The sequence below is a fragment of the Kitasatospora sp. NPDC001159 genome (assembly GCF_053598235.1).
In genome coordinates this window covers 1-20,041 of record NZ_JBSFJV010000057.1, presented here as the reverse complement: position 1 = coordinate 20,041, position 20,041 = coordinate 1, and the positions used below count along the sequence as shown (strand labels likewise).

16 protein-coding genes are annotated in these 20,041 nt (G+C 73.2%); 8 read left to right on the top strand and 8 right to left on the bottom strand.

Annotated elements, in window-relative coordinates; all coding sequences use genetic code 11:
- Positions 1-51: 51 nt before the first annotated feature.
- Complete coding sequence (locus ACWC9T_RS25980; protein WP_449823453.1) at positions 52-1,011, top strand: L-tyrosine/L-tryptophan isonitrile synthase family protein; 960 nt, start codon at positions 52-54, stop codon at positions 1,009-1,011.
- Here ACWC9T_RS25980 and ACWC9T_RS25975 read toward each other — a convergent pair.
- The 3 genes from ACWC9T_RS25975 to ACWC9T_RS25965 are packed head-to-tail and all read right to left on the bottom strand — an operon-like array spanning position 1,005 to position 3,997.
- Entirely contained in the window at positions 1,005-1,826 is an 822-nt protein-coding gene (locus tag ACWC9T_RS25975) for an ABC transporter ATP-binding protein (RefSeq protein WP_449823452.1), read from the bottom strand. The genes ACWC9T_RS25980 and ACWC9T_RS25975 overlap by 7 nt on opposite strands.
- Positions 1,823-2,911 (bottom strand): FecCD family ABC transporter permease, encoded by a 1,089-nt coding sequence (locus ACWC9T_RS25970; protein ID WP_449823451.1) that lies wholly within the window; start codon positions 2,909-2,911, stop codon positions 1,823-1,825. The genes ACWC9T_RS25975 and ACWC9T_RS25970 overlap by 4 nt, the downstream gene beginning before the upstream one ends.
- A gap of 3 nt (positions 2,912-2,914) precedes the next feature.
- On the bottom strand, positions 2,915-3,997 hold the full coding sequence (locus ACWC9T_RS25965; RefSeq protein WP_449823450.1) for an ABC transporter substrate-binding protein: 1,083 nt from the start codon (positions 3,995-3,997) through the stop codon (positions 2,915-2,917).
- A 143-nt stretch (positions 3,998-4,140) separates the two neighbouring features.
- Here ACWC9T_RS25965 and ACWC9T_RS25960 point away from each other — a divergent pair, with 143 nt between their 5' ends.
- Positions 4,141-4,947: a helical backbone metal receptor gene (locus ACWC9T_RS25960; protein WP_449823449.1), complete on the top strand. Its 807-nt coding sequence runs from the start codon at positions 4,141-4,143 to the stop codon at positions 4,945-4,947.
- Positions 4,948-4,997: 50 nt separating this feature from the next.
- Entirely contained in the window at positions 4,998-6,038 is a 1,041-nt protein-coding gene (locus ACWC9T_RS25955) for a transglycosylase SLT domain-containing protein (RefSeq protein WP_449823448.1), read from the top strand.
- A gap of 79 nt (positions 6,039-6,117) precedes the next feature.
- On the opposite strand, the gene ACWC9T_RS25950 is transcribed toward ACWC9T_RS25955, so the two are convergent.
- The 3 genes from ACWC9T_RS25950 to ACWC9T_RS25940 form a co-directional block, all read right to left on the bottom strand.
- A complete protein-coding gene (locus ACWC9T_RS25950) occupies positions 6,118-8,436 on the bottom strand; it encodes a hypothetical protein (protein WP_449823447.1) in 2,319 nt (772 codons plus the stop codon).
- Between the two features lie 203 nt (positions 8,437-8,639).
- Positions 8,640-10,226 carry a lipase maturation factor family protein gene (locus ACWC9T_RS25945; RefSeq protein ID WP_449823483.1) on the bottom strand — a complete coding sequence of 529 codons (1,587 nt, stop codon included), beginning with the start codon at positions 10,224-10,226 and terminating at the stop codon, positions 8,640-8,642.
- A gap of 244 nt (positions 10,227-10,470) precedes the next feature.
- On the bottom strand, positions 10,471-11,547 hold the full coding sequence (locus tag ACWC9T_RS25940) for a GAF domain-containing protein (RefSeq protein ID WP_449823446.1): 1,077 nt from the start codon (positions 11,545-11,547) through the stop codon (positions 10,471-10,473).
- 427 nt (positions 11,548-11,974) lie between these two features.
- Here ACWC9T_RS25940 and ACWC9T_RS25935 point away from each other — a divergent pair, with 427 nt between their 5' ends.
- The 5 genes from ACWC9T_RS25935 to ACWC9T_RS25915 all read left to right on the top strand — a co-directional run bounded on the left by ACWC9T_RS25935 (position 11,975) and on the right by ACWC9T_RS25915 (position 17,345).
- On the top strand, positions 11,975-13,249 hold the full coding sequence (locus ACWC9T_RS25935; protein WP_449823445.1) for an acyl-CoA dehydrogenase family protein: 1,275 nt from the start codon (positions 11,975-11,977) through the stop codon (positions 13,247-13,249).
- 496 nt (positions 13,250-13,745) lie between these two features.
- On the top strand, positions 13,746-15,905 hold the full coding sequence (locus tag ACWC9T_RS25930; RefSeq protein WP_449823444.1) for an ATP-binding protein: 2,160 nt from the start codon (positions 13,746-13,748) through the stop codon (positions 15,903-15,905).
- Positions 15,905-16,336 (top strand): roadblock/LC7 domain-containing protein, encoded by a 432-nt coding sequence (locus ACWC9T_RS25925; protein WP_449823443.1) that lies wholly within the window; start codon positions 15,905-15,907, stop codon positions 16,334-16,336. The genes ACWC9T_RS25930 and ACWC9T_RS25925 overlap by 1 nt, the downstream gene beginning before the upstream one ends.
- The gene (locus tag ACWC9T_RS25920) at positions 16,333-16,716 is read left to right on the top strand and encodes a DUF742 domain-containing protein (protein ID WP_355670498.1); all 384 of its coding nucleotides are present in this window, start codon (positions 16,333-16,335) and stop codon (positions 16,714-16,716) included. The genes ACWC9T_RS25925 and ACWC9T_RS25920 overlap by 4 nt, the downstream gene beginning before the upstream one ends.
- 53 nt (positions 16,717-16,769) lie before the next feature.
- Positions 16,770-17,345, top strand: coding sequence for a GTP-binding protein (locus tag ACWC9T_RS25915; RefSeq protein ID WP_449823442.1), 576 nt, complete (start codon positions 16,770-16,772; stop codon positions 17,343-17,345).
- A gap of 61 nt (positions 17,346-17,406) precedes the next feature.
- On the opposite strand, the gene ACWC9T_RS25910 is transcribed toward ACWC9T_RS25915, so the two are convergent.
- Both ACWC9T_RS25910 and ACWC9T_RS25905 read right to left on the bottom strand, forming a co-directional pair.
- The gene (locus tag ACWC9T_RS25910) at positions 17,407-17,859 is read right to left on the bottom strand and encodes a MarR family winged helix-turn-helix transcriptional regulator (RefSeq protein WP_449823441.1); all 453 of its coding nucleotides are present in this window, start codon (positions 17,857-17,859) and stop codon (positions 17,407-17,409) included.
- A 102-nt stretch (positions 17,860-17,961) separates the two neighbouring features.
- Positions 17,962-19,953, bottom strand: coding sequence for a hypothetical protein (locus ACWC9T_RS25905; protein ID WP_449823440.1), 1,992 nt, complete (start codon positions 19,951-19,953; stop codon positions 17,962-17,964).
- Positions 19,954-20,041 lie beyond the last annotated feature (88 nt).

Sequence of the window (20,041 nt, the reverse complement as noted above, 5' to 3'; positions counted from 1 at the left end):
CTCCGCCTGCCGGAAGCCCGCACCCCCGCCCATCCGTGGAGGAGACCCATCATGCCGCCCGTCGGCACCGCCCCCACCGTCACCATCGCCCCGGACCAGCGGTCGACGGCGCAGATCGCCACGCGCATCCTCGGCCTGCTGCTGCCGCACCGCCGCGCCTCCGACCCGGAGTTCGACGCCCGGCCCGAGCACTTCCCGTTCCAACTCGCGCAGTTGGCGGACTTCGTCGCCGCCGGTGAGCCGATCGTCTTCACCCTGCCGGGTTTCCCGTGCAAGTCGCCGAACCCGGCGAAGGTGCTCAGCCACCTGCCCGACGAGGGCGAGCGGCTGTCGCTGACCTTCCTGGACGGGCTCTGTGCCGAGATCGGCCGGATCCACCCGCCCGGCGCGCGGATCCTGATCTGCTCGGACGGGCACATCTTCGGCGACCTGATCAACGTCCCGGACGAGCACATCGACGAGTACTCGGACGAGTTGACCGCGATGATCGAGCGTGAGGGCCTCCGCCACCTCGACACCTTCGACCTGCGGGCGGTACTGGGCGACCTGCCGTACGACCGGAAGCGGGCCCGGGTGCACGCACAATACGCTCCCAGCGTCGAGGAGTTGCGTGAGCAGGTGCTGACCGAGGAGGAGATCCTGAGGCTCTACCGCGGCATCACCCGCTTCCTCACCGAGGACACCGTGGACTTCCCCGGCACCAAGTCGGCCCTGCAGCGGGAATGCCGCCGCCGCGCGTACGGGGTGATCCAGCGCAGCCGCGCCTGGGGCGAGTTGATCGCCGAGCAGCACCCCAGGTCGGTGCGGCTCTCCATCCACCCGCAGCCCGCCGGGGTGCTGAAGTTCGGCATCCGGTTGCTGGAGGCGGCCGACGCCTGGATGACACCCTGGCACTCGGCGGTTCTCCACCGCCCGGACGGCACCTGGGAGTTGCTGCGCAACGAGGAGGCGGCCCGGCTCGGCCAGCCGGTCGTGCGCGAGGGCCGGCCGAGCCACTACGAAGGCTACTGAGACCCGAGCTGCCGAGACCCGAACTGCTGGGGTACGGAGGCACCGGCCGGAGCGCGGTGGTCGAAGGCGATCAGCGGGTCGCCGGTGAGCGGGTGCTCGACCACCGCGGCCCGCACCCCGAAGACCTCGGCCAGCAGGTCGGCGGTCAGCACCTCGCGCGGCGCCCCCGAGGCCACCAGGGCGCCCCGGTGCAGCACGTGCAGCCGGTCGCAGACCGAAGCGGCGGCGTTGAGGTCGTGCAGCGCGACCAGGGTGGTGCGACGCTGCTCCCGCAGCAGGGCGAGGAGTCCGACCTGGTGCCGGACGTCCAGGTGGTTGGTCGGCTCGTCCAGGACCAGGACGTCCGGCTGCTGGGCGAGCGCGCGGGCGAGCAGCACCCGCTGCCGTTCACCGCCGGACAGTTGGGCGAACCGGCGGTCGGCCGCCTCGGCCATGCCGACCCGGGCCAGCGCCTCGGCGGTGATCCGGTGGTCCTCGGCGTCGTCGGCCGCGAAGGCCCGCTTGTACGGGGTGCGGCCCATCGCGACCACCTCGCGCACGCTCAGCTCGAAGTCCCCGCCGCGCTCCTGGGGCAGCGCCCCGATGTGCCGGGCCGACTGCACGGGCCGCAGCTCCGCCAGGTCTCGCCCAGCCAGCAGCACCCGCCCGACACTCGGCCGCAGATGCCGGTAGACGGTGCGCAGCAGGCTGGACTTGCCGCTGCCGTTGGGCCCGACCAGCCCGGCGATCTCTCCCTCCTCGGCGACCAGGTGGACCCCGGCCACCACCGTCCGGCCGGCCAGGGCGACGCTCAGGTCCTCGACGGCGATCCTCAACTGCGCTCCAGTCGTCGGTCCAGCAGGTAGAGCAGGGTGGGGGCGCCAAGGACGGCGGTGACCACGCCGATCGGCAGTTCCTGGCCGTCCAGCGCGGTGCGGGCCACGGTGTCGACCACGACGAGGAGCACCGCCCCGGTGAGTGCGGACAGCGGCAGCAGGCGCCGGTGGTCGCCGCCGACCAGCAGTCGGCAGACGTGCGGCACCATCAGTCCGACGAAGCCGATCGCACCGGAGACGGCGACCAGCACCCCGGTGAGCACGCTGGTCACCACGAACACCTCGCGGCGCAGCCGGGCGACGTCCACGCCGAGTCCGGCGGCCGTCTCGTCGCCCATCAGCATGGCGTTGAGGCCCCGGGCGCGGGTCTGGAGCAGGATCAGTCCGAGCGCCACCGCGGCGACGGGGACGGCGAGTTGGGCCCAGACTGCGCCGCCGAGGCTGCCCATGAGCCAGAACAGCACGCCCCGGGTCTGCTGCTCGTCGCGGGTCTGCAGGACGAGGTAGCTGGTGATGCCGCCGAGGAACTGGGCGATGCCGATGCCAGCCAGCACCAGGCGCAGCGGGGAGAAGCCGCCGCCGCGCCGGGCCATCAGCCAGACCAGGGAGAACGCGGCGAGCGCGCCGGCGAACGCCGCCAGGGAGACGGTGAGGCCGAGCGCGCTGCCGAAGGAGAGTTCGAGTCCGAAAGCGGTGCCCAGGACGATGGTGGCGACCGCCCCGAGCGAGGCGCCGGAGGAGATGCCGAGCAGGTAGGGGTCGGCGAGCGGGTTCCGGACCAGGGCCTGCACGGCGGTGCCGACCAGGCCGAGCCCCGCGCCCACCACGGCCGCCAGCAGGGCGCGGGGGACGCGCAGTTGCCAGACGATGAGGTCGCGGGTGCCGGGTTCGAGGGCCCGTCCGGTGAGGTGGTGGGCGACCACCGACCAGACCTCGCCGGGCGGGAGGTCCACCGAGCCGAGCGAGACGGCGGTGGTCAGCGCGAGCAGCAGGGCGACGGCGAGTAGGGCGGCCAGCGGCCCGGCCCGCAGAGTGCGGGCCCGGCGGCGGGCGGCGGCGGTATCGGCGTGAGCGGCCGACGTCACGTTCTACTGGCCGTTCTTGACGAGGTCGGGGTGGACGGTGGCGGCGATCTGCTGGACGGCGTCGGCGTTGCGCACCCCGGCGATGGTGGTCACCTCGGAGCCCAGCCGCACGAAGTGCCCCTCCTGGACGGCCTTCAGGCCCTGGGTCGCCGGGAAGCTCCTCAGGAACGCCTCGGCGTCGTCGAAGGCCTTGCGGGTGGCCTCCTCGCTGCCCCGGTTGCGCACGGCCAGCTGGATCCAGTCCGGGTTCTTGGCGACGACATCCTCCCAGGAGCCGGGCTTGAAGTCGGCGTCGCAGTCGGCGAACACGTTGCGGGCCCCGGCCTGGGTGATCACGGCGTTGGCGACCTGCCGGCCGCAGACCGCCACCGGCTGCTTGGTGCCGGCGTCGAAGTCGAAGACGAAGTAGCCGGGCCGCTTGTCCTCCGGGACTCCGGCGAGCGCGGTGCGGACCTCGCCGATCCGCTGCTCCATCCCGTTGACGAGTTCCTCGGCGCGGGCCGCGGTGCCCGTGACGGCGCCGAGGCGGCGGATGTCGTTCTCGATCTCGGCGAGGTCGGTGCGCGGCGCCTTGGCGGCCTTCGGGGTGCCGGCGCAGGCGGTGGACAGCAGGTGGACGTGCTGGATGCCGGCCGCCGCGAACTCCTCCTCGCTCGGCCCGGTGGCGCCGCCGCCCATCATCGGCATCGCGCCGAAGGTGTCGACGTACAGGTCGGCGCCGGAGCCGAGCAGTTTCTCCTTGGGGATGCTCTTCTCGCCGAGCACCGGCACCTTGACGCCCTGTTCCGCGAGGTCCGCCGGCAGGGTGCCCTTGCCGGGCGGGAAGCCGGTGCCGATCAGCCGGTCGCCCGCGCCGAGGCGCAGCAGCATCTCCAGGCTCGCCGCGTTGCTGGTGACGATCTTCGTCGGGGCCTTGGCGATCACGGTCTCCTTGCCCATGCAGTCGGCGACCTTGACGGGATAGCCACCGGCCGGGGCGGCCTGGGCGGTGACGGAGATCCCCTGTCCGCCTCCGCCGCCGCTTCCGCAGGCCGTGGCGAACAGGGCGACGGCGGCCGCGATACCGCAGACAACGCGAGGACGCATGACAACTCTCCTGGTCGGTGATCGTGCTGCGGGCCCGAACTGCGGACCCGGACCAGGTAGTCGGGCGGTACCCACGGCGGGTTCCCGGCGATTTCCGGACCGCTGGCGGCCCCGCCCGGTGGCCCGGCGCATAGGGTGGCCGGATGGCCGAACCCACCGTGCTGCGCGACGACCTCGACCTGCCCGTACGGCTCGGGCCGCACCCGCCGCGCCGGGTGGTCTCACTGGTGCCGTCGCTCACCGAGGCGGTCGCCACCACCGCGCCCGGTCTGTTGGTCGGAGCGACCGACTGGTGCGGCCACCCCGCCGGCCTGGCCGTCGCCCGGATCGGCGGCACCAAGAACCCGGACGTGCCGGGCATCCTCGCGCTCGAACCGGACCTCGTCCTCGCCAATGACGAGGAGAACCGGCGCCCCGACCTGGACGCGCTGCGGGCCGACGGGGTGCCGGTCTGGGTCACCGACATCCGCACCCTGGACGACGCGTTCCGCTCGCTGGACCGACTGCTCACCGCCGCCTGCCGACTGCCCCGCCCGGCCTGGCTGGACGAGGCCGAAGCGGCCTGGCGCGACGTGCGACCGACGGCGGACGGCCCGCGGGCCATCGTGCCGATCTGGCGCCGCCCGTGGATGGTGCTGGGCCGCGACACCTTCGCCGGGGACATGCTGCGCCGCCTCGGCCTGCGGCTGGTCCACGCCGAGCACCCCGAGCGCTACCCGGCCGTTCCGCTGCCCGAACTCCTGGCGGGCCGACCCGAGTTGGTGGTACTGCCGGACGAGCCGTACCGCTTCACCGCCGAGGACGGCCCGGAGGCGTTCCCGAACGTGCCGGCCGCCCTGGTCAGCGGACGGCACCTGACCTGGTACGGACCCTCCCTGGTGACCGCTCCGACCGTGCTGCGGCAGGCGATCGAGCACCCGTTCGTACAAGGCTCGATGAGCACATCGTAGGATGACCGCCACTCGCCGGGATCACCCGGCGACAAGTGGGGGGACCACGCATGAAGCTGAGCACCACCCGGCGGACACTGATCCTGGTATCCGCCATCGCCGTCTCCACCGCCGTACTGGCGGGTTGCGGCACCAAGCAGGCTGACAACCACCAGAACGCGGCCGCAAGCGGTACGCCCGCGGCGGCCACCGCCGCGTCGAGCGAGACGCCGAGCGCGGGCCCGTCCGCGAGCGCGACCCCGGCGCCGACCGACTCGGCGTCGGCCAGCCCCGGCGCCTCGCGCAGCCCGAGCGCCGCGGCCAGTGCCGGCGCGGGCAGGACGGCGAAGGCCGCACCGAGCACCCCGGCCGGCAACGCCAAGGCAGCCACCGGCAACGCGGCCGCCGCGCCCGCCACCCAGCCGCCGGTCGCCAAGCCCGTCATCGCCGCCCCGGTGCCGACCGCCAAGCCCGGCGCGGTGGCGCTCCCGCCGCCGCCCGCACCGCCGGCCCCGCACGTGCCGCCGTTGCAGAGCGGATGCCAGCCCAGCAAGCCCCAGCCGGACGAACCCAAGGAGGCCGTCGGCGCCGCGCTCACGGCCGCGGCCGGCCAGTCCCGGGTGCTCACCCTCAGCTCGGGCAGCACCGACAAGCTCCCGCCGCTGCCGGTCAACCTGGTCAAGGCCATCGCCTGGCAGGAGAGCGGCTGGCAGTCTGGCATCCTCGCCTGCGACGGTGGGATCGGCACCATGCAGGTCATGCCGAACTCCGTCAGCTGGATGAACGGCAAGTTCGGCACCGCCTCCGACCCCAAGACCCTGACCGGCAACATCCAGCTCGGCACCCAGCTGCTCGACTGGCTGGTCGCCTACTACGGCGACTCCTCCTTCGGCGGCAAGTACGACCTCTCCCCCGATCCGGCCACCGGCAAGACGTCGCTGCTCGACCTGGTCATCTCGGCGTACAACGCGGGCGCGGGCAACGTGCACTACAACACCGTCACCGACCCGACCACGGGCGAGGTCGTCGGCAGTCTGGACATCCCGAACCCGAAGTACGTGGCCAACGTGAAGGCACTGATGTCCAGCCAGCCGTGGAACAAGGCCGGCTGACGACTGCGGACACGGATACGGCACAGGGCCCGGGACGCTTGCTCGGGCGTCCCGGGCCCTGCTGTCGGGTGCTGAGGCGTCAGCCGCGCGCGGCGGCGACGGCGGTACCCAGCGCCTCCTTGATGCGGGGACCGAGGCGGGCGAAGCCCAGCTCCTTCATGGCGGCCCGGAGCAGCTCCTCGTCGGTCCGCTCGGTACCGTCGCCGTCGATCCACCGGACGACGGCGAGCAACTCGTCGGCCGAGTAGGCGGTCACGGGGCGACCGGGGGTGAAGTCCGGCTTCTCGCGACGGCCTGCCGGGGCCTCAGCGGGCTCGGCGGCAGCGGCCTCGGGCTCGACGGCGGGCTCGGGCTCGACGGCCGGGGCTTCCTCGACGGCCTCGGGCTCGACGGCGGCCTCCTCGGCCTCGCCGGCAACCTCGACCTCGGCAGTCGGCTCCTCCACCTCAACGGCCTCGGGCTCGGGCTGAGCAACCACCGCAGGCTCGGCAACGAACTCGACGGCTACCGCCTCTTCGAGCTCGACGACAACGGCCTCGGCCTCGGCGATCGAAGCCTCAACGGCAGCAGCGTCTTCGACCTCGGCGACGGGGGCCTCGAAGGCAACCTCGACCTCAGCGGCCGGCTCCTCCACCTCGACCGCCTCGGGCTCGGCGATCGAAGCCTCGCCCGGCTCCTCAACCTCGGCCACCGGCTCCTCAACCTCAACGGCGGGAACCTCGACAGCAGCCTCAACCTCGGCAGCAGCGTCTTCGACCTCGGCGACGGGGGCCTCGAAGGCAACCTCGACCTCAACGGCCGGCTCCTCCACCTCGACCGCCTCGGGCTCGGCGATCGAAGCCTCGCCCGGCTCCTCAACCCCAACGGCGGGAACCTCGACCTCAGCGGCCGGCTCCTCCACCTCGACCGCCTCGGGCTCGGCGATCGAAGCCTCGCCCGGCTCCTCGACCCCGGCCACCGGCTCCTCAACCTCAACGGCGGGAACCTCGACAGCAGCCTCAACCACAACGGCCTCGGCCACCGGCTCGGTCTCGGTGACCTCCTCCGTCGTCTCCTCAACGGCCGTAACCTCAGCGGCAGGCTCCTCCGCCTGCTCTGCCTCGGCCAGAGCCGCGGCGGCGGCGGCCACCAGGTCGTCGGCGGCCGGGGACGGCGCCGGGAGGGACACCACGGCGGCCGGGGCCTCTTCCTCCGTCACCTCCTCCTCCGCAGCCGACTCGGCCTCGACCTCGACCGGAACCTCAGCCGAGACCTCGGCCGCGACAACCTCGGCCTCAACCGGAGCGGTCACCGAGACCGGGGCCTCCTCCGCGAGCCCGTCCCGCTGCCCACCGGCCAGCGCCTGACGCGCAGCAGCCTCGGCGTCGACGCCCGGCTCCTCGACGCCCGGCTCCTCGACGTCCGACTCCTCGACGCGCGGCTCCTCGGCAACCAGCTCGTCCGAATCCGCCAGCCCGTTCCGCTGCCCGCCCGCCAGCGCCTGGCGCGCCGCGTACGCGGCCTCGGCGGCACGGCGGTCGGCCTTGGCGGCGGTGAGCTCGGCGAGCAGGTCGCCGAGGCCGGCCTCCTCCAGGGTGGCGCGCAGGCTGCGGATGGTGGGCAGGCGGTAGAGAGTGCCCTCGTCGGCGGCGAGGCGCTCGACCAGGTCGACCAGGTCCGCGAAGGCGAGCCCGTCCAGGTCGTGGTCGGGCAGCAGGCGGGTGAGGTCGCGCAGGCCGGTGTTGATGGCCTCGAAGGCCTGGGCGGTGCGGTCGACCACGGAGCCGTCGGCGGGCACGCTCGGGAGGGTGCCCGCGGGGGCGAGGGCGGCCCAGGCGCGGCGCTCGATCTCGGCGGAGGTGAGGGCCTCGTGCAGGTCCTCGCGGCGGACCCGGCGGTCGGTGGCCAGGGCGGCGGCCTGCTTGCGCAGCGAGCGGCCGCGCAGCCAGGAGAGCTTGACGCCGTTCTCCCGGCGCCAGCTGCTGTCGGCGGTGGCGGCCGCGAGCGCGGTGAGGTCGGTGTCGTAGGCGGCCGAGACGAGGACGGCGGAGGTGCGGTGGACCCGCTGGAGCAGCTCGACCAGCAGCGCGGTCTTGGCGACGCTGTCGGGCTCGTCGAGCTTGACCTCGGCGGCCAGTGCGGCGACGGCTTCCCAGGTCTGCTGGAGGTCGCAACCGCGCAGCTCGGCCAGGGCGGTGGAGGCGGCGCGGGCGTCCTCGGGGGTGGCGACGGTGTCGACGGCCGCGTACCAGGCGTGGGTGTCGGCGCTGAGGGTGAAGGCCCCGAGTTCGGCGTAGCGGCCGAGGTCCTCGCGGAGGTCGGGCTCCGCGGCGGCGTCCTGGGGGTCCTTGACGTCTGCGGCGCCGGCGACGTCCGCCGGGTCGGCTGCGTCGGCGTTGCGCGAGTGAAGCACTGTCATGTGTGGTCCGGTTCTGGGCGTCGACGGCGGGGCTGGCGGCGGGGGGCGACGAGCCGGGTGCGCGGATGCCCCTGGCGCGGGGCCGGGGGGCGCGCGGTCGGGCCGCCGGTTGTGGAGGCCCAGAATACGGGTGCCCGTTCGAGCCTTGCACGCACCCACCGCCGGACGGGCCGGTGTCGTGTGCCATACCGCCCGCCTGGCCGCTACTCGGGAGGGCCGCCCGGGTGGTCCGCCCCTGGTCCGGACGGGTGGCCGGGTCGGTGGCCGGGGTGCTCCGTCCGGGGCGGTCGGTGCCGCCGGAGCCCGTCCAGCGGGACCTTGCGGACACGGCGGGCCGGTCGGCCGAGCGGCGGACGGTACCCGGCCCGGCCGAGGGTGTGTCGGTCGACCGGCGCGAGGTACTCGTGCAGTGCGGTGCGGTGCCACCACGCGCCGGTTTCCCGTAGTTCGCGCCATCCGGTGAACCGGTAGAGATAGAGGGTCGCCCGGACGTGGGTCGGCGGGGCGTCGGGGAAGGGGTTGTGGCGCAGTAGCCTCAGGGTCGCCCGGTCGCCGGCCAGCAGGCGGGCGACGAAGGGCAGGAACCAGGGGCGGGCATAGGCGGGGGAGATGCCGGCGAACCACATCAGCCAGTCCAGCCTCAGGTGGTAGGGGGCGTACTGGCGCGGGAGGCGGCGCACGTCGCCGGGTTTGCCCTTGAAGCCGTACTCGCGCCAGACGGTGTGCGGGGTGAGGACGGCCTCCTCGGTGCCCTCGACCACGACCTCCTGACGCAGCCGGTTGACACTGCCGAAGGCGCCGTAGGTGTTGACGAGGTGGATCCGGTTGAAGGAGCGGTTCATCACCTGGCGGCGGGAGACCATGTTGGTCACAGGCCAGTAGCTGAGCACCAGGACGGCGACGGTCAGCGCGATCACCAGCACCTCGTACCAGACGGGGATGCCGGGGTAGCGGCGGGCGTGGACGGGCAGGCCGAGGCGGGCCGGTTCGACCGCGGCGAGGGCGAGGATGATGGTCAGCCAGTTGAGCCAGGCGAAGTTACCGGAGGCGACCAGCCACAGCTGGGTGGCGACCACGGTGCAGGCCGCGTAGCTCGCAATCGGCTGCGGGAGCAGCAGACAGACCGGGACGACGAGTTGGACGACGTGGTTGGCGGCGACCTCGACCCGGTGCAGCGGGTCGGGCAGGTGGTGGAAGAACCAGCTGAGCGGTCCGGGCATCGGCTGGGTCTCGTGGTGGTAGCGCAGGCAGGTCAGGTCGCGCCAGCAGGTGTCGCCGCGCAGTTTGATCAGTCCGGCGCCGAACTCGACCCGGAAGGCCAGCCAGCGCATCAGCCACAGGACGAGGGTCGGCGGGGCGGTGTCGGCGTTGCCGAGGAAGGCGGCGAGGAAGCCCGCTTCGAGCAGCAGGGACTCCCAGCCGAAGGAGTACCAGGTCTGGCCGACGTTGACGATGGAGAGGTAGAGGGCCCAGAGCGCCGCCCAGAGCAGGACGGAGGCCCAGAGCGGGACGGCGTCGCCGAGCCCGGCGGCAACAGCGGCGGCCAGGGCGGCGCCGCACCGGGCGACGACAGCGAAGAAGCGGTCGCTGTAGTGGAGGTGGAACAGGCTGGGCGCCTGGCGGAACGGGACGCGGGCGGTGAAGCGGGGCACCGGCAGCATGCCGTCGGCGCCGATGAGGGCGCGGAACTGCGCGGCGGCGGCGAGGAATCCGATCAGGTAGAGGCCGGCGAGCAGGCGTTGGACGAGCAGCCGGCTCAGCCAGTAGTCGGGGGCGGCGAACCAGTCCATGCGGCCCATGCCTACCACCGGCGGCCCCCGGTCGGGCCCGGCCGGGGCGCGGGCGGCGGGCGGTTCACCCGCTCGGCCCGGGCGGAGGGGGGTGCACGGCCGTACGCCGCTGCGCGATGCCCCCGGACGGCACCGTGGCGGGGAGCCTCTCCTCGGGGGTGAGAGGCGCCCCGCCACGGTGGTGGACGGTACGGAAGGTGGAGTCGGCGGCCGCGGTGCCGCGCGCGGGCGGCGGGTCGGCGGCTCAGCTCGGCAGGACGAGTCCGGACCCGCCGGCGAGGCCGGGGCGGCCGGTCGCGGTGGCGGCGCCGTTCTGCTGGAGCCGGTCGACCAGCAGCGCGGCCAGTGTGCCGAGTTCCTCCTCGGTGCGGGACTGCGCGGTGACGTCCATGCCGACGGTGAGGACGCCGTTGACCTGGCCGGTGCGGGCGGTGCGCAGCGGGGTGCAGGTGAAGCTGAAGATCTGCTGGATGCGCTGCGCCTCGGGGCGGCCGGACTGGAGCCGGACGTCGTTGAGGACGGTGGCGCGGCCGGTGTGGTAAGCCTCCGCGACCGCCTGCTGGAGGCCGGCCGCGCCGAGCTGCGGGTAGGCCGTGCCGATCGACCCGTACGCCACCGGGGCACCGAAGGTGTCGGCGTGCTGGGCGTTGGCGTAGCGGATCTCCTGGCCGGGGCCGTCGGTCAGCATGATCGGGAACGGGGAGCCGTCAAAGGCGGCGAACATCTCCTGCTGCTGGGCGAGCAGGTTGTCGCGCAGCCGGATCTCGGAGAGCAGCGCCTCGGCGAGGTGCTGGATGTCGCGCAGCCGCTCGCGCCCCCACTGCCGGGGTTCCCGGTCGAGGACGCAGACGGTGCCGATGACGGTGTTGGTGTCGTCGACGAGGGGGGCGCCGAGGTAGGCCCGGACGCCGAGCTCGTCCACGACCGGATTTCCGGCGAACCGGGGGTAGGCGAGGATGTCGTCCAGTGCGAGGGGCGAGCGCTGGGCGACGACGTGCGGGCAGAAGCCGTGGCTCAAGGGCATCTGACGGGTGGGAAGGTCGAAGGCGATGCCCCGATCCGCCCAGGAGGCGCCTTCGTCGGACGCGACGTCGGACGAGTTTGGCGGAATGTAGAGCCCCCGGAACATCTGGCGCTCGTCGTTGATGAAGTTGACCATCGCGATGGGAGCGCGGGTGATGCTGGCTGCCAGGTGGGCGAAGCGGTCGAAGGCCTCGTCCGCGGAGGGTTCGTTGAGACCCAGGCTGCGCAGCCTGCGAGTCCGTTCGGACTCCCCGGCAGCACCCGGGAACTGGCCTTGAGTGCTCATCACATCAGTCATGGCGCACATGTAATCAGACATTGGGGCGCCGCGGTGTTACCGGGACCGCTCGCCACCCCTGCTGATGAACAGTCAAAGCAGCATGTGAGCGGCCCCACGGGCGGATCGGCGGAGCGGGTGGAGATCACTTCCCTCTCAGCGCCACACCAAACCACTCGATAAAAAGATGAACCGGATTCCGCCAATCCAAGATCAACTAGCTGTGGAACCGGGGCGTGCATATGACAATGAGCCCTGCCGAAGACACGGACGGTAGTTCCCACCCCCTGGGAAAACCCGCCCAGGGGTCCGCATTGGCCCGATTGCGAGGACGCGATCGGCCCCGCCACACCTCCACACCCCCACCCGAAATCGATGGGGGAGCGGTCGGAGCGGAATCGACGGCACGAACGGAGGCACGACACCCACGCAACGAGAGGACCAGAGCATGGCGATGGACTACTTCACCGACGAGCGCCACGAGAGCCTCCGGGCAGAGGTCCGTGAGTTCGCGGAGAAGGAGGTACGCCCCGAAGTGGCCAGAATGGAGGCCGACCGGGAGGTCGAGTTCGGACTCTCCCGCGAGATCGCCCGCCGCGGCTGGATAGGCGTCACCATCCCGCGCGAGTTCGGCGGCCTCGGGCTGGGACACCTCGCCAAGACCGTCATCGTCGAGGAGTTGGCCCGGGTCAGCGGCGCGATGGGCGCGATGGCACAGGCCTCCCAGCTCGGCGTCGCCAAGGTCATCCACTTCGGCTCGAACGCCCAACGGCGCAAGTGGCTACCGAAGTTCGCGTCCGGGGAGTCGCTGCCGACCATCGCGGTCACCGAGCCGGAGTCCGGCGGCCACGTGCTCGGCATGTCCGGCACCGCCCGCCGCGAGGGCAACGAGTACGTACTCAACGGCCGCAAGGTGTTCGTCGGCAACTCGCACATCGGCGACGTCCACGGCGTGGTCTTCCGCACCGACACCGGCACCAAGGGCCTGTCCGCCTTCCTGGTCGAGAGCGACCGGCCCGGCTTCCGCGCCGGGGCGATCGGCACCCAGGGCGGGCTGCACGGCTTCAGCTTCGGCGAGCTGGTCTTCGAGGACTGCCGCATCCCGGTGGGCAACCGGCTGGGCCGGGAGGGCCAGGGCCTCGACGTCGCCTACTCCTCCTCCACCCTGTACGGCCGGCTGAACCTGGGCGCCGTCGCGCTCGGCATCCACGTCGCCGTCGTCGAGGACACCGTGCGCTACGCCGAGGAGCGGGTGCTGTACGGCAAGCCGCTCAACCAGCTGAACAGCGTCGCACTGAAGCTGGGCGAGATGCAGTCCCGGCTGATGACGGCCAAGTTGGCCGCCTACCACGCCTCGCACCTGCTCGACCTCGGCAAGGCCTGCGACGCCGAACTGATGAACGCCAAGCTCGTCAACACCGAGTACGCCATGGACTCGGCGCGCCAGGCGATGGAGATCTTCGCCGCGCGCGGCACCCAGGAGGAGCACAACATCATCCGCTACCTGCGGGACGCCACCCACATCTACGCCCCGGCCGGCACCTCGGACGTGCAGAAGCTGCGGCTGGGCCAGGTGGCTTCGGGCACGTACGGCAAGCAGTGGTCGGCCGAGCTGTCCGACCTGGCGAGCTGGGCGTGGACGGAGCTCAACCAGCTGGAGACCGAGGCGAAGGCGCAGCGCCCGCGCGGCGGTCGGGTGGTGCCGATCTCCATGGCGAGCTGAGCCGAACCGAGTCGAAGCCGAGCCCGGCCGAGCTGAGCCACCGTCCGGTTCGGAACGGTGCTGGGGGCCGCCGCGGGTCCTGGGGCCAGCCGGAAACCGCCGCCCGAACGGCGGCGAACCTTCAGCACAACAACTGTTTGACCTGTTCCTGACGGCTCTCCGGGAGACGCACCTGGCCTCCCGGAGAGCCGTTCCCGCTTCGCCGCTACAGCGCTGAACTGGGGCGTTCCGTCGGCGAACGCATCGACCGGGAGCGGGCGGCACTGCCATCAGCCGTTCACATATCGTCAGTTGATGTTGCGATGAGGGCACCTGGGACTGATAGGTTTCCTGCCGTCGGCAGCCGTGGCTGCACCCCGCCCGGACGGTGACACCGCATCACTCCGTCCGGCGACCCCGGCCCCGGCGCCCTGAAGCCCGTCCGGGCCGCCCGGGCCGACCCCGCCGTTCGGACCCGCGACCCGGCCTGCAACTCGGCCCTGCAACAAGGAATCAGATGCCAGGCATATCGGCCCCCCGCACGGGCCACCGCGCCGGCCGGTCCGGCTCCCTCCGCAGCTCGCTCCTCGCCCTCGTGCTGGTCCCCAGTCTGGGCCTCGCCGCCGCCTGGGGCTACGCCGCCTACCTGCTGCGGGACACCGAACACCGCACCGCACTGGTGGCGGGCACCGCCGTCGTCGCCGTGGTGCTGCTGTTCAGCCTGATCCGCGGCGTCCGGGCCGCCCGGACGCTGTCCGCCCGGCTGACCGGCCTGCGGACCGACACCCTCGCGCTCGCCCAGCAGGAGATCCCCGACGTGGTCGGGCGGCTACGCGCCGGGGAGACCGTCCCCACCCCGCCCACCTGGGCGCCGTCCCGGCGGATCGGCGACGAGGTCCAGCAGACCTCGGACGGCCTGGCCGCCGTCCGGCAGGCCGCCGTCGCGGCCATCGTCCACCAGGCCCAGGGCCGGGAGGGGACGAAGAAGGTCTTCCTCAACATCGCCCGCCGCACCCAGATCCTGATCCACCGGCAGATCAGCATGCTCGACGCTTTGGAGCGCGAGCACGAGGAACCCGAGCTGCTGCGCGAACTGTTCGCGGTCGACCACCTGGCCACCCGGATGCGGCGCAACGCCGAGAACCTGGTCATCCTCGGTGGCGCGCTGCCCGCCCGGCGCTGGCGCAACGCCGTGCCCGTGGTCAACGTGCTGCGCAGCGCCGTCTCCGAGACCGAGAACTACGCCCGCGTGGTCGTCCAGGGCGTGCCCCGGGCCTCGCTCAGCGGACAGGCCGTCGCCGACGTGATCCACCTGATCGCCGAGCTGATCGAGAACGGCACCACCTTCTCCCCGCCGTACACCCAGGTGCAGGTCTCCGCCCAGGAGGTCCCCAAGGGCCTGGCGGTCGAGGTCGAGGACCGCGGCCTCGGCATGACCGAGGACGAGTACGAGCGACTCAACGAGTACCTGGCCAACCCGCCCGAGCTGGACGTCTCCGCGCTCGGCGACGACCTGCGGCTCGGCCTGTTCGTCGTCGCGCGGCTGGCCGCCCGGCATGACATCCAGGTCACCCTGCGGCCCTCGCCCTACGGCGGCACCCGGGCCGTGGTGCTGGTGCCCTCGGTGCTGCTGGAGCAGGCCGAACAGCCGGCCGCGGTGCCCGGACTGCCTTCCGGTGCACGGGTCACCCGCACGCCGGTGCCGGAGCAGCAGCCGACAGCGGACGGCGACCTCGGGGAGGTCGACGAGGAGCTGTCGGGCGCGCTGGCCGGGGTACTCAGCGGGCTGCTGGGCGGGGGGTCCGCGGACCCGACCGATGGTCCGTCAGCTCCGCCTGTTCCCTCTGCTCCGTCTGCTCCGTCTGCTCCCGAGGGACTCGTGGCTGCGGCCCCGGGGGAGCCGGACGGCGGTGTGATCATCGGTGAGCTGCTCGGACGGCAGGGCGGGGAGGACGGCGCCGCCCCGTCCGACGGCGGGCTGCTGGTGGGCGCCGAGATCCCCGGGCTGCCCGGTGCGGTGGTCGTGCCCCGGCCCGCACTGCCCCGGCCGTACGACCTTCCGACGGACCCCTCAGAACTCGCCGCCGGGCTCGCGGCGGACCTCGCCGCCAGCATCGGTTCCGGCCCTGCCCCCGGTGCTCCCGGCCATGTCTCGGGCGCTTCCGGCCACGCATCCGGCTCCTCCGGTCTTCCGGACGGACCGCTCGCGGACCCGGCGGCCGCCTTCGACGGTGTCCCCGCCGATCGCTCGGCGCCCACCCACGAACGCCCGCAGGAGGACCACGTGGAGCACGGCCCGGACGGCGAACTGCGCACCCCGCGGGTCCTGCCGCAGCGGGTCCGCAACGCCAGCCTCGCCGAGCAGCTCCGCGAGGCCCACGCACCCGGCGCGATGATGCCACCGGTGTCGCCGGCGTCCTCGATGTCGCCGTCCCGGCCGTACGGGGCGCACGCCGCCCCGAACGGCCCCCGGTTCGACGGCCGCGATGCCGACGACGCCTCACCGACGCGCTCACGCGCCACCATGGCCGCCATCCAGCGCGGCACCCGGAGCGCCCGCGCGGCCGGTACCGAACCGGACGCGCCCGCCATTGCCCCCAACCCGGCCGCCCCTTCCGCCCCTCAGGAAGCCCCTGCGGAAGCCTCCGCCGTTCAGGAAGCCAAGGATCAGCAGTGATGACGCAGCACACCGACACCCAGCGCGACCTCAACTGGCTGCTGGACCAGCTGGTGGCGCGGGTACCCGAGACCCGGCACGCCATCGTCCTCTCCGAGGACGGCCTGCTGGTAGGCATGTCCCAGGGACTCGACCGGGCCGACGCCGAGCACCTGTCCGCCGTCGCCTCCGGCCTGCAGAGCCTCGCCCGCGGCGCCGGGCACCGCTTCAACGGCGGGCGGGTCCGGCAGACCGTGGTCGAGATGGACCAGCTGTTCCTGTTCGTCACCACCGCCGGGCAGGGCGCCCGGCTCGCCGTCCTCACCAGCGAGCAGGTGGACGCCGGGCTGATGGCGTACGAGATCAACATGCTGGTCAAGCAGGTCGGCCAGTACCTCACCGCGGCGCCGCGAAGCGACGCGGGCCGGGTCGGCGCGGGTGGCGGTGCGTGACCACCGCCGACGCCGACGAGGGCTGGTTCTACGACAAGGACGCCGGCCATCTGGTCCGCCCCTACGCGATCACCAACGGGCGCACCGGCCCGGTCCGTGACGGCTTCGCGCTGATCACCCTGGTGGTCACCGCCGACCCGCGCACCGACACCAGCCGGTTAGCACCGGAACCGGCCGCGATCCTCGACATGTGTCGCGAACGCCCGCTGGCCGTGGCCGAGATCGCGGCCACCATGGACCTGCCGGTGAGCGTGGTCAAGGTGCTGCTGGACGACCTGGCGGAGGCCCGGCTGATCCTCACCCGGGCCCCGGTCCAGCTCGCCGAGGCGCCGGACATCTCGCTGATCCAGGCCGTGATCGAGGGCGTCCGCCGGCTCTGACCGGTGGGCCCGCCCCTCACCGCACCACCCCGTTCTCATCCAGGAGACCCGAATTGACGACCCAGAGCCTGGTGCCGGGCGCGGTCAAGATCCTCGTCGCCGGCGGCTTCGGCGTCGGGAAGACCACCATGGTCGGCTCGGTCAGCGAGATCGAACCGCTGCAGACCGAGGAGCGGATGACCCGCGCCAGCATCGGGATCGACAGCCTCGAAGGCGTCCAGGACAAGTCCACCACCACGGTGGCGATGGACTTCGGGCGGATCACCGTCCGCGAGGACCTGGTGCTCTACCTCTTCGGCACGCCGGGGCAGTTCCGGTTCTGGTTCATGTGGGACGACCTCGCGCTCGGCGCCCTCGGGGCGGTCGTCCTCGCGGACACCCGGCGGCTCGAATCCAGCTTCGCCGCCGTGGACTTCTTCGAGCAACGGGGCATCCCGTTCGCGATCGGGGTCAACTGCTTCCACGGCCGCCGCGAGGCCAGCCCGGAGGACGTCCGCCGGGCCCTGGACCTCGGGCCGGAGGTGCCGGTGGTGCTGTGCGACGTCCGGGAGCGGGCGTCCAGCAAGGAACTGCTGCTCGCCCTGCTCGACCGGGTGCACCGGGAAGCGCTGGCGGCCGGGCGGCGGTGACGCCCGGCACTTCCAGCTGCTCCGGTTCCCTCTGGTCTTCCGGTTGTTCCCGGTATTCCGGTCAGGCCTTGGTCGGGGTGAGTTCGGTGAGCGCGTCGACCAGCGGGGCCAGTTCGGGGGCGCCGGCGGCCTGGGCCAAGGTCGCCTCCAGGGTGGCGTCGTGCACCGGGCGGGCGGCCTCCAGCAAGGCGCGACCCTCCGGTGTCAGCTCGGTGTAGATGCCCCGGCGGTCGTCCGCGCAGAGATAGCGGCTGAGCAGGCCCCGGTCCTCCAGGCGGGTCACCAGGCGGGTGGTCGCACTGCTGCTGAGCGCCGCCGCGCCAGCCAGCTGCTGCATCCGCATGTGCCAGCCGTCCTGCCGGGAGAGGGCCTCCAGCACGGTGTACTCGACCACCGAGAGCTGGTGCTCGGCTTGGAGCGCCTTCTCCAGCGCGGTGTCGATCAGCCCGTGAAGTGCGGCGAGCGTGCGCCAGCCACTGGCCCGGACCTCGGCGGCGTCATCGTGGATCCCCATGGCTCGCCTTCCCTTCGCGTTCGCCCGTGCTTCCCGTTGCGTCTCCCCTCTGACAAGTATGCCATTTGCGCGCGGATTATCTGTCTCTGCAATTACTTGGACTTATAGCTCCGCGGTAGCTGTTTCTGCCGTGGCTGCCTCTGCGGTGGCTGTTTCTGCCGTGGCTGTCTCCGCGGTAGCTGCCTCTGTGGTGACCGCCTCTGCGGTGACCGCCTCCTCTGGTGTCCAGGCCGCCGAGCAGAGTGCGGCGGCCAGCGCCTCGGTGTAGGCGGCGGCCGCCAACCAGGCGGTGGCGAAGGCGTCGTGGTCGTCCTGGACGATCCGGCCGAACACATCGCGCTGCTGGTTCACCGCGGCCGCCCGGAGGCCGTCCAGCAGCTCGGCGGCGGTGGCCAGACCGGCGGAACGCAGCAGGCTCCGCTCGGCCGCAGCCGTAGCCGCACTCGGGGCGAGGGCGTGCCGGCCGGTGGTGACCGTCTGCTCCACGCGGCGGCCGAGCACGTGCACGGGCGGGCCGTCCGGGGATGCGACCGTCACCGTTGTGGGACCGGTCGGGGCACCTGCCGGGAGGTCCGCGGTCTGGAGACGCTCCAGGCCGAGGTTGACCCGGCCCGCCCGATCGGCGGGGAGGGCGAGCGCGTCGTGGGCGTCCGGGAGTGTGCCGACCGCGAGCAGGCGCAGCTCCGGGCGGTCCGCGCGCTCCAGGCGGCCGATCACCCGCAGCCTCAGGCCCGGCGCGGTGGCGAGCAGGGCGAGGTTGGCCCGGAAGGCCAGCCCGGGGTGCTCGTGGCCCGGGCGCAGGGCGATGACCGAGCCGCCTTCGCCGCAGTGGGCGAGCAACCGGGGCGCCCCGCCCGGCCCGTACGAGGCCGGGCCCAGCAGGGTGATGTCCAGGAACAGCAGGTCGCTCCCGGCCGGACGGGTCTCGTACGGCAGCTCCTGCGCCGCGAGGGCCCGCGCCACCTGGGCGGCCGGCGGATCGGACCAGAGCCGGGCCGCCGGCTGCGCCGTCCAGTCCGTACCCGTCGCGCGGACCGCCCGGACCGAGGCCCCGGCGCCCAGCCGCCCGGAGACCGACCTGGTCGCACCCTGGACGGCCAGCCCCGCACGGCTGAACTCCCGGTGACTGAGCGCAGCGTCACCCAGCCGGACCGTCCGGTTGCCCGCCCCGACCGCGAGCGGAGCGGCGGCCTCGGCGTCACCGTGCGGGGCCACCTCGGCGATCGTGCTCAGCCTGCCGTCGGCGTCCACCGCCCAGCTGACCGCGCCCGCGTGGGTGGCGGTCAGCACGGGTTCGGCGAACAGGCCGTACAGCCGCAAGCCGCCCTCCTCCGCGTAGGTCTGGCGGGCGGTGCCGCGCAGACCGGGGGTGGAACCGGCGGTGGCCGTCAGCGCGGTGGTGAGGCCGAGCAGGTCGCGCAGTCCGGCGACCAGATCGGCCAGCCGGTGGTCGGGGGCACCGGAGCGCGCCGCCCGGATCCGGGTCACCACGGCGACCGCCGCCGCGGCCGAACGGTACAGCCCCGCCAGGCGCGCCCGGTGGGCGGCCCGCAGCAGCTCCGCCTGGGAGACGGCGCCCGCTCCGCTCACCCCTGCCGCCAGGACGGCGCAGGCGGCCCGGTGGAGGTGGCGGCAGGCGTCGAGTTCGGGCGGGGAGAGGGGGGTGGGGTCGGGCGCTGCGGACGTCTTCGCTGCTCCTGCTCCCGGTTGCGGGGCGGGTGCCTCGGATGACTCGGGTTCCGCGGGTGCGCTGATGGCCTCGTTGATGGCCTCGTTGGTGGTCTCGGTCGCTTCGGCGATCGGGCAGAGGCTGACGGCGGCGGCCCGGTGGACGCAGGCCGGGGCGAGCAGGCAGCCGCAGCGGACGTCGCCCTGGTCGGCGACCACCCCGCCCCGGGCGTGCAGGACGAGCAGGGCTTCCTCGTCCACCTGCACCCGCCACTCCTCGCCGTCGCGGGTCACGGGCAGGTGCGCCAGTTTGGCCGCCGCGCCGTCCAGCCGCTTCCGCAGCCGGGCGCTCAGCCCGGCCACCACCTCGGCGACCACCTCGGGCCGGACACCCGGCCAGTCGTGCTCACGCGTCGTCGCGCTCATTAGAGGACCATCCCTTCTGCGGCCCTCTTCGGTAGGGTTGTGACCTCTCGGTCCCGGTGGGTGCATGGCCAGTCGCGCGAGCCGTTCG

Excerpts from the sequence above, each read along its gene's own strand:
- ACWC9T_RS25980 (WP_449823453.1), top strand. The coding sequence starts at position 52 with ATGCCGCCCGTCGGCACCGCCCCCACCGTCACCATCGCCCCGGACCAG.
- ACWC9T_RS25965 (WP_449823450.1), bottom strand. The coding sequence starts at position 3,997 with ATGCGTCCTCGCGTTGTCTGCGGTATCGCGGCCGCCGTCGCCCTGTTC.
- ACWC9T_RS25960 (WP_449823449.1), top strand. The coding sequence starts at position 4,141 with ATGGCCGAACCCACCGTGCTGCGCGACGACCTCGACCTGCCCGTACGG.
- ACWC9T_RS25955 (WP_449823448.1), top strand. The coding sequence starts at position 4,998 with ATGAAGCTGAGCACCACCCGGCGGACACTGATCCTGGTATCCGCCATC.
- ACWC9T_RS25950 (WP_449823447.1), bottom strand. The coding sequence starts at position 8,436 with ATGACAGTGCTTCACTCGCGCAACGCCGACGCAGCCGACCCGGCGGAC.
- ACWC9T_RS25945 (WP_449823483.1), bottom strand. The coding sequence starts at position 10,226 with ATGGACTGGTTCGCCGCCCCCGACTACTGGCTGAGCCGGCTGCTCGTC.
- ACWC9T_RS25940 (WP_449823446.1), bottom strand. The coding sequence starts at position 11,547 with ATGACTGATGTGATGAGCACTCAAGGCCAGTTCCCGGGTGCTGCCGGG.
- ACWC9T_RS25935 (WP_449823445.1), top strand. The coding sequence starts at position 11,975 with ATGGCGATGGACTACTTCACCGACGAGCGCCACGAGAGCCTCCGGGCA.
- ACWC9T_RS25930 (WP_449823444.1), top strand. The coding sequence starts at position 13,746 with ATGCCAGGCATATCGGCCCCCCGCACGGGCCACCGCGCCGGCCGGTCC.
- ACWC9T_RS25925 (WP_449823443.1), top strand. The coding sequence starts at position 15,905 with ATGACGCAGCACACCGACACCCAGCGCGACCTCAACTGGCTGCTGGAC.
- ACWC9T_RS25910 (WP_449823441.1), bottom strand. The coding sequence starts at position 17,859 with ATGGGGATCCACGATGACGCCGCCGAGGTCCGGGCCAGTGGCTGGCGC.
- ACWC9T_RS25905 (WP_449823440.1), bottom strand. The coding sequence starts at position 19,953 with ATGAGCGCGACGACGCGTGAGCACGACTGGCCGGGTGTCCGGCCCGAG.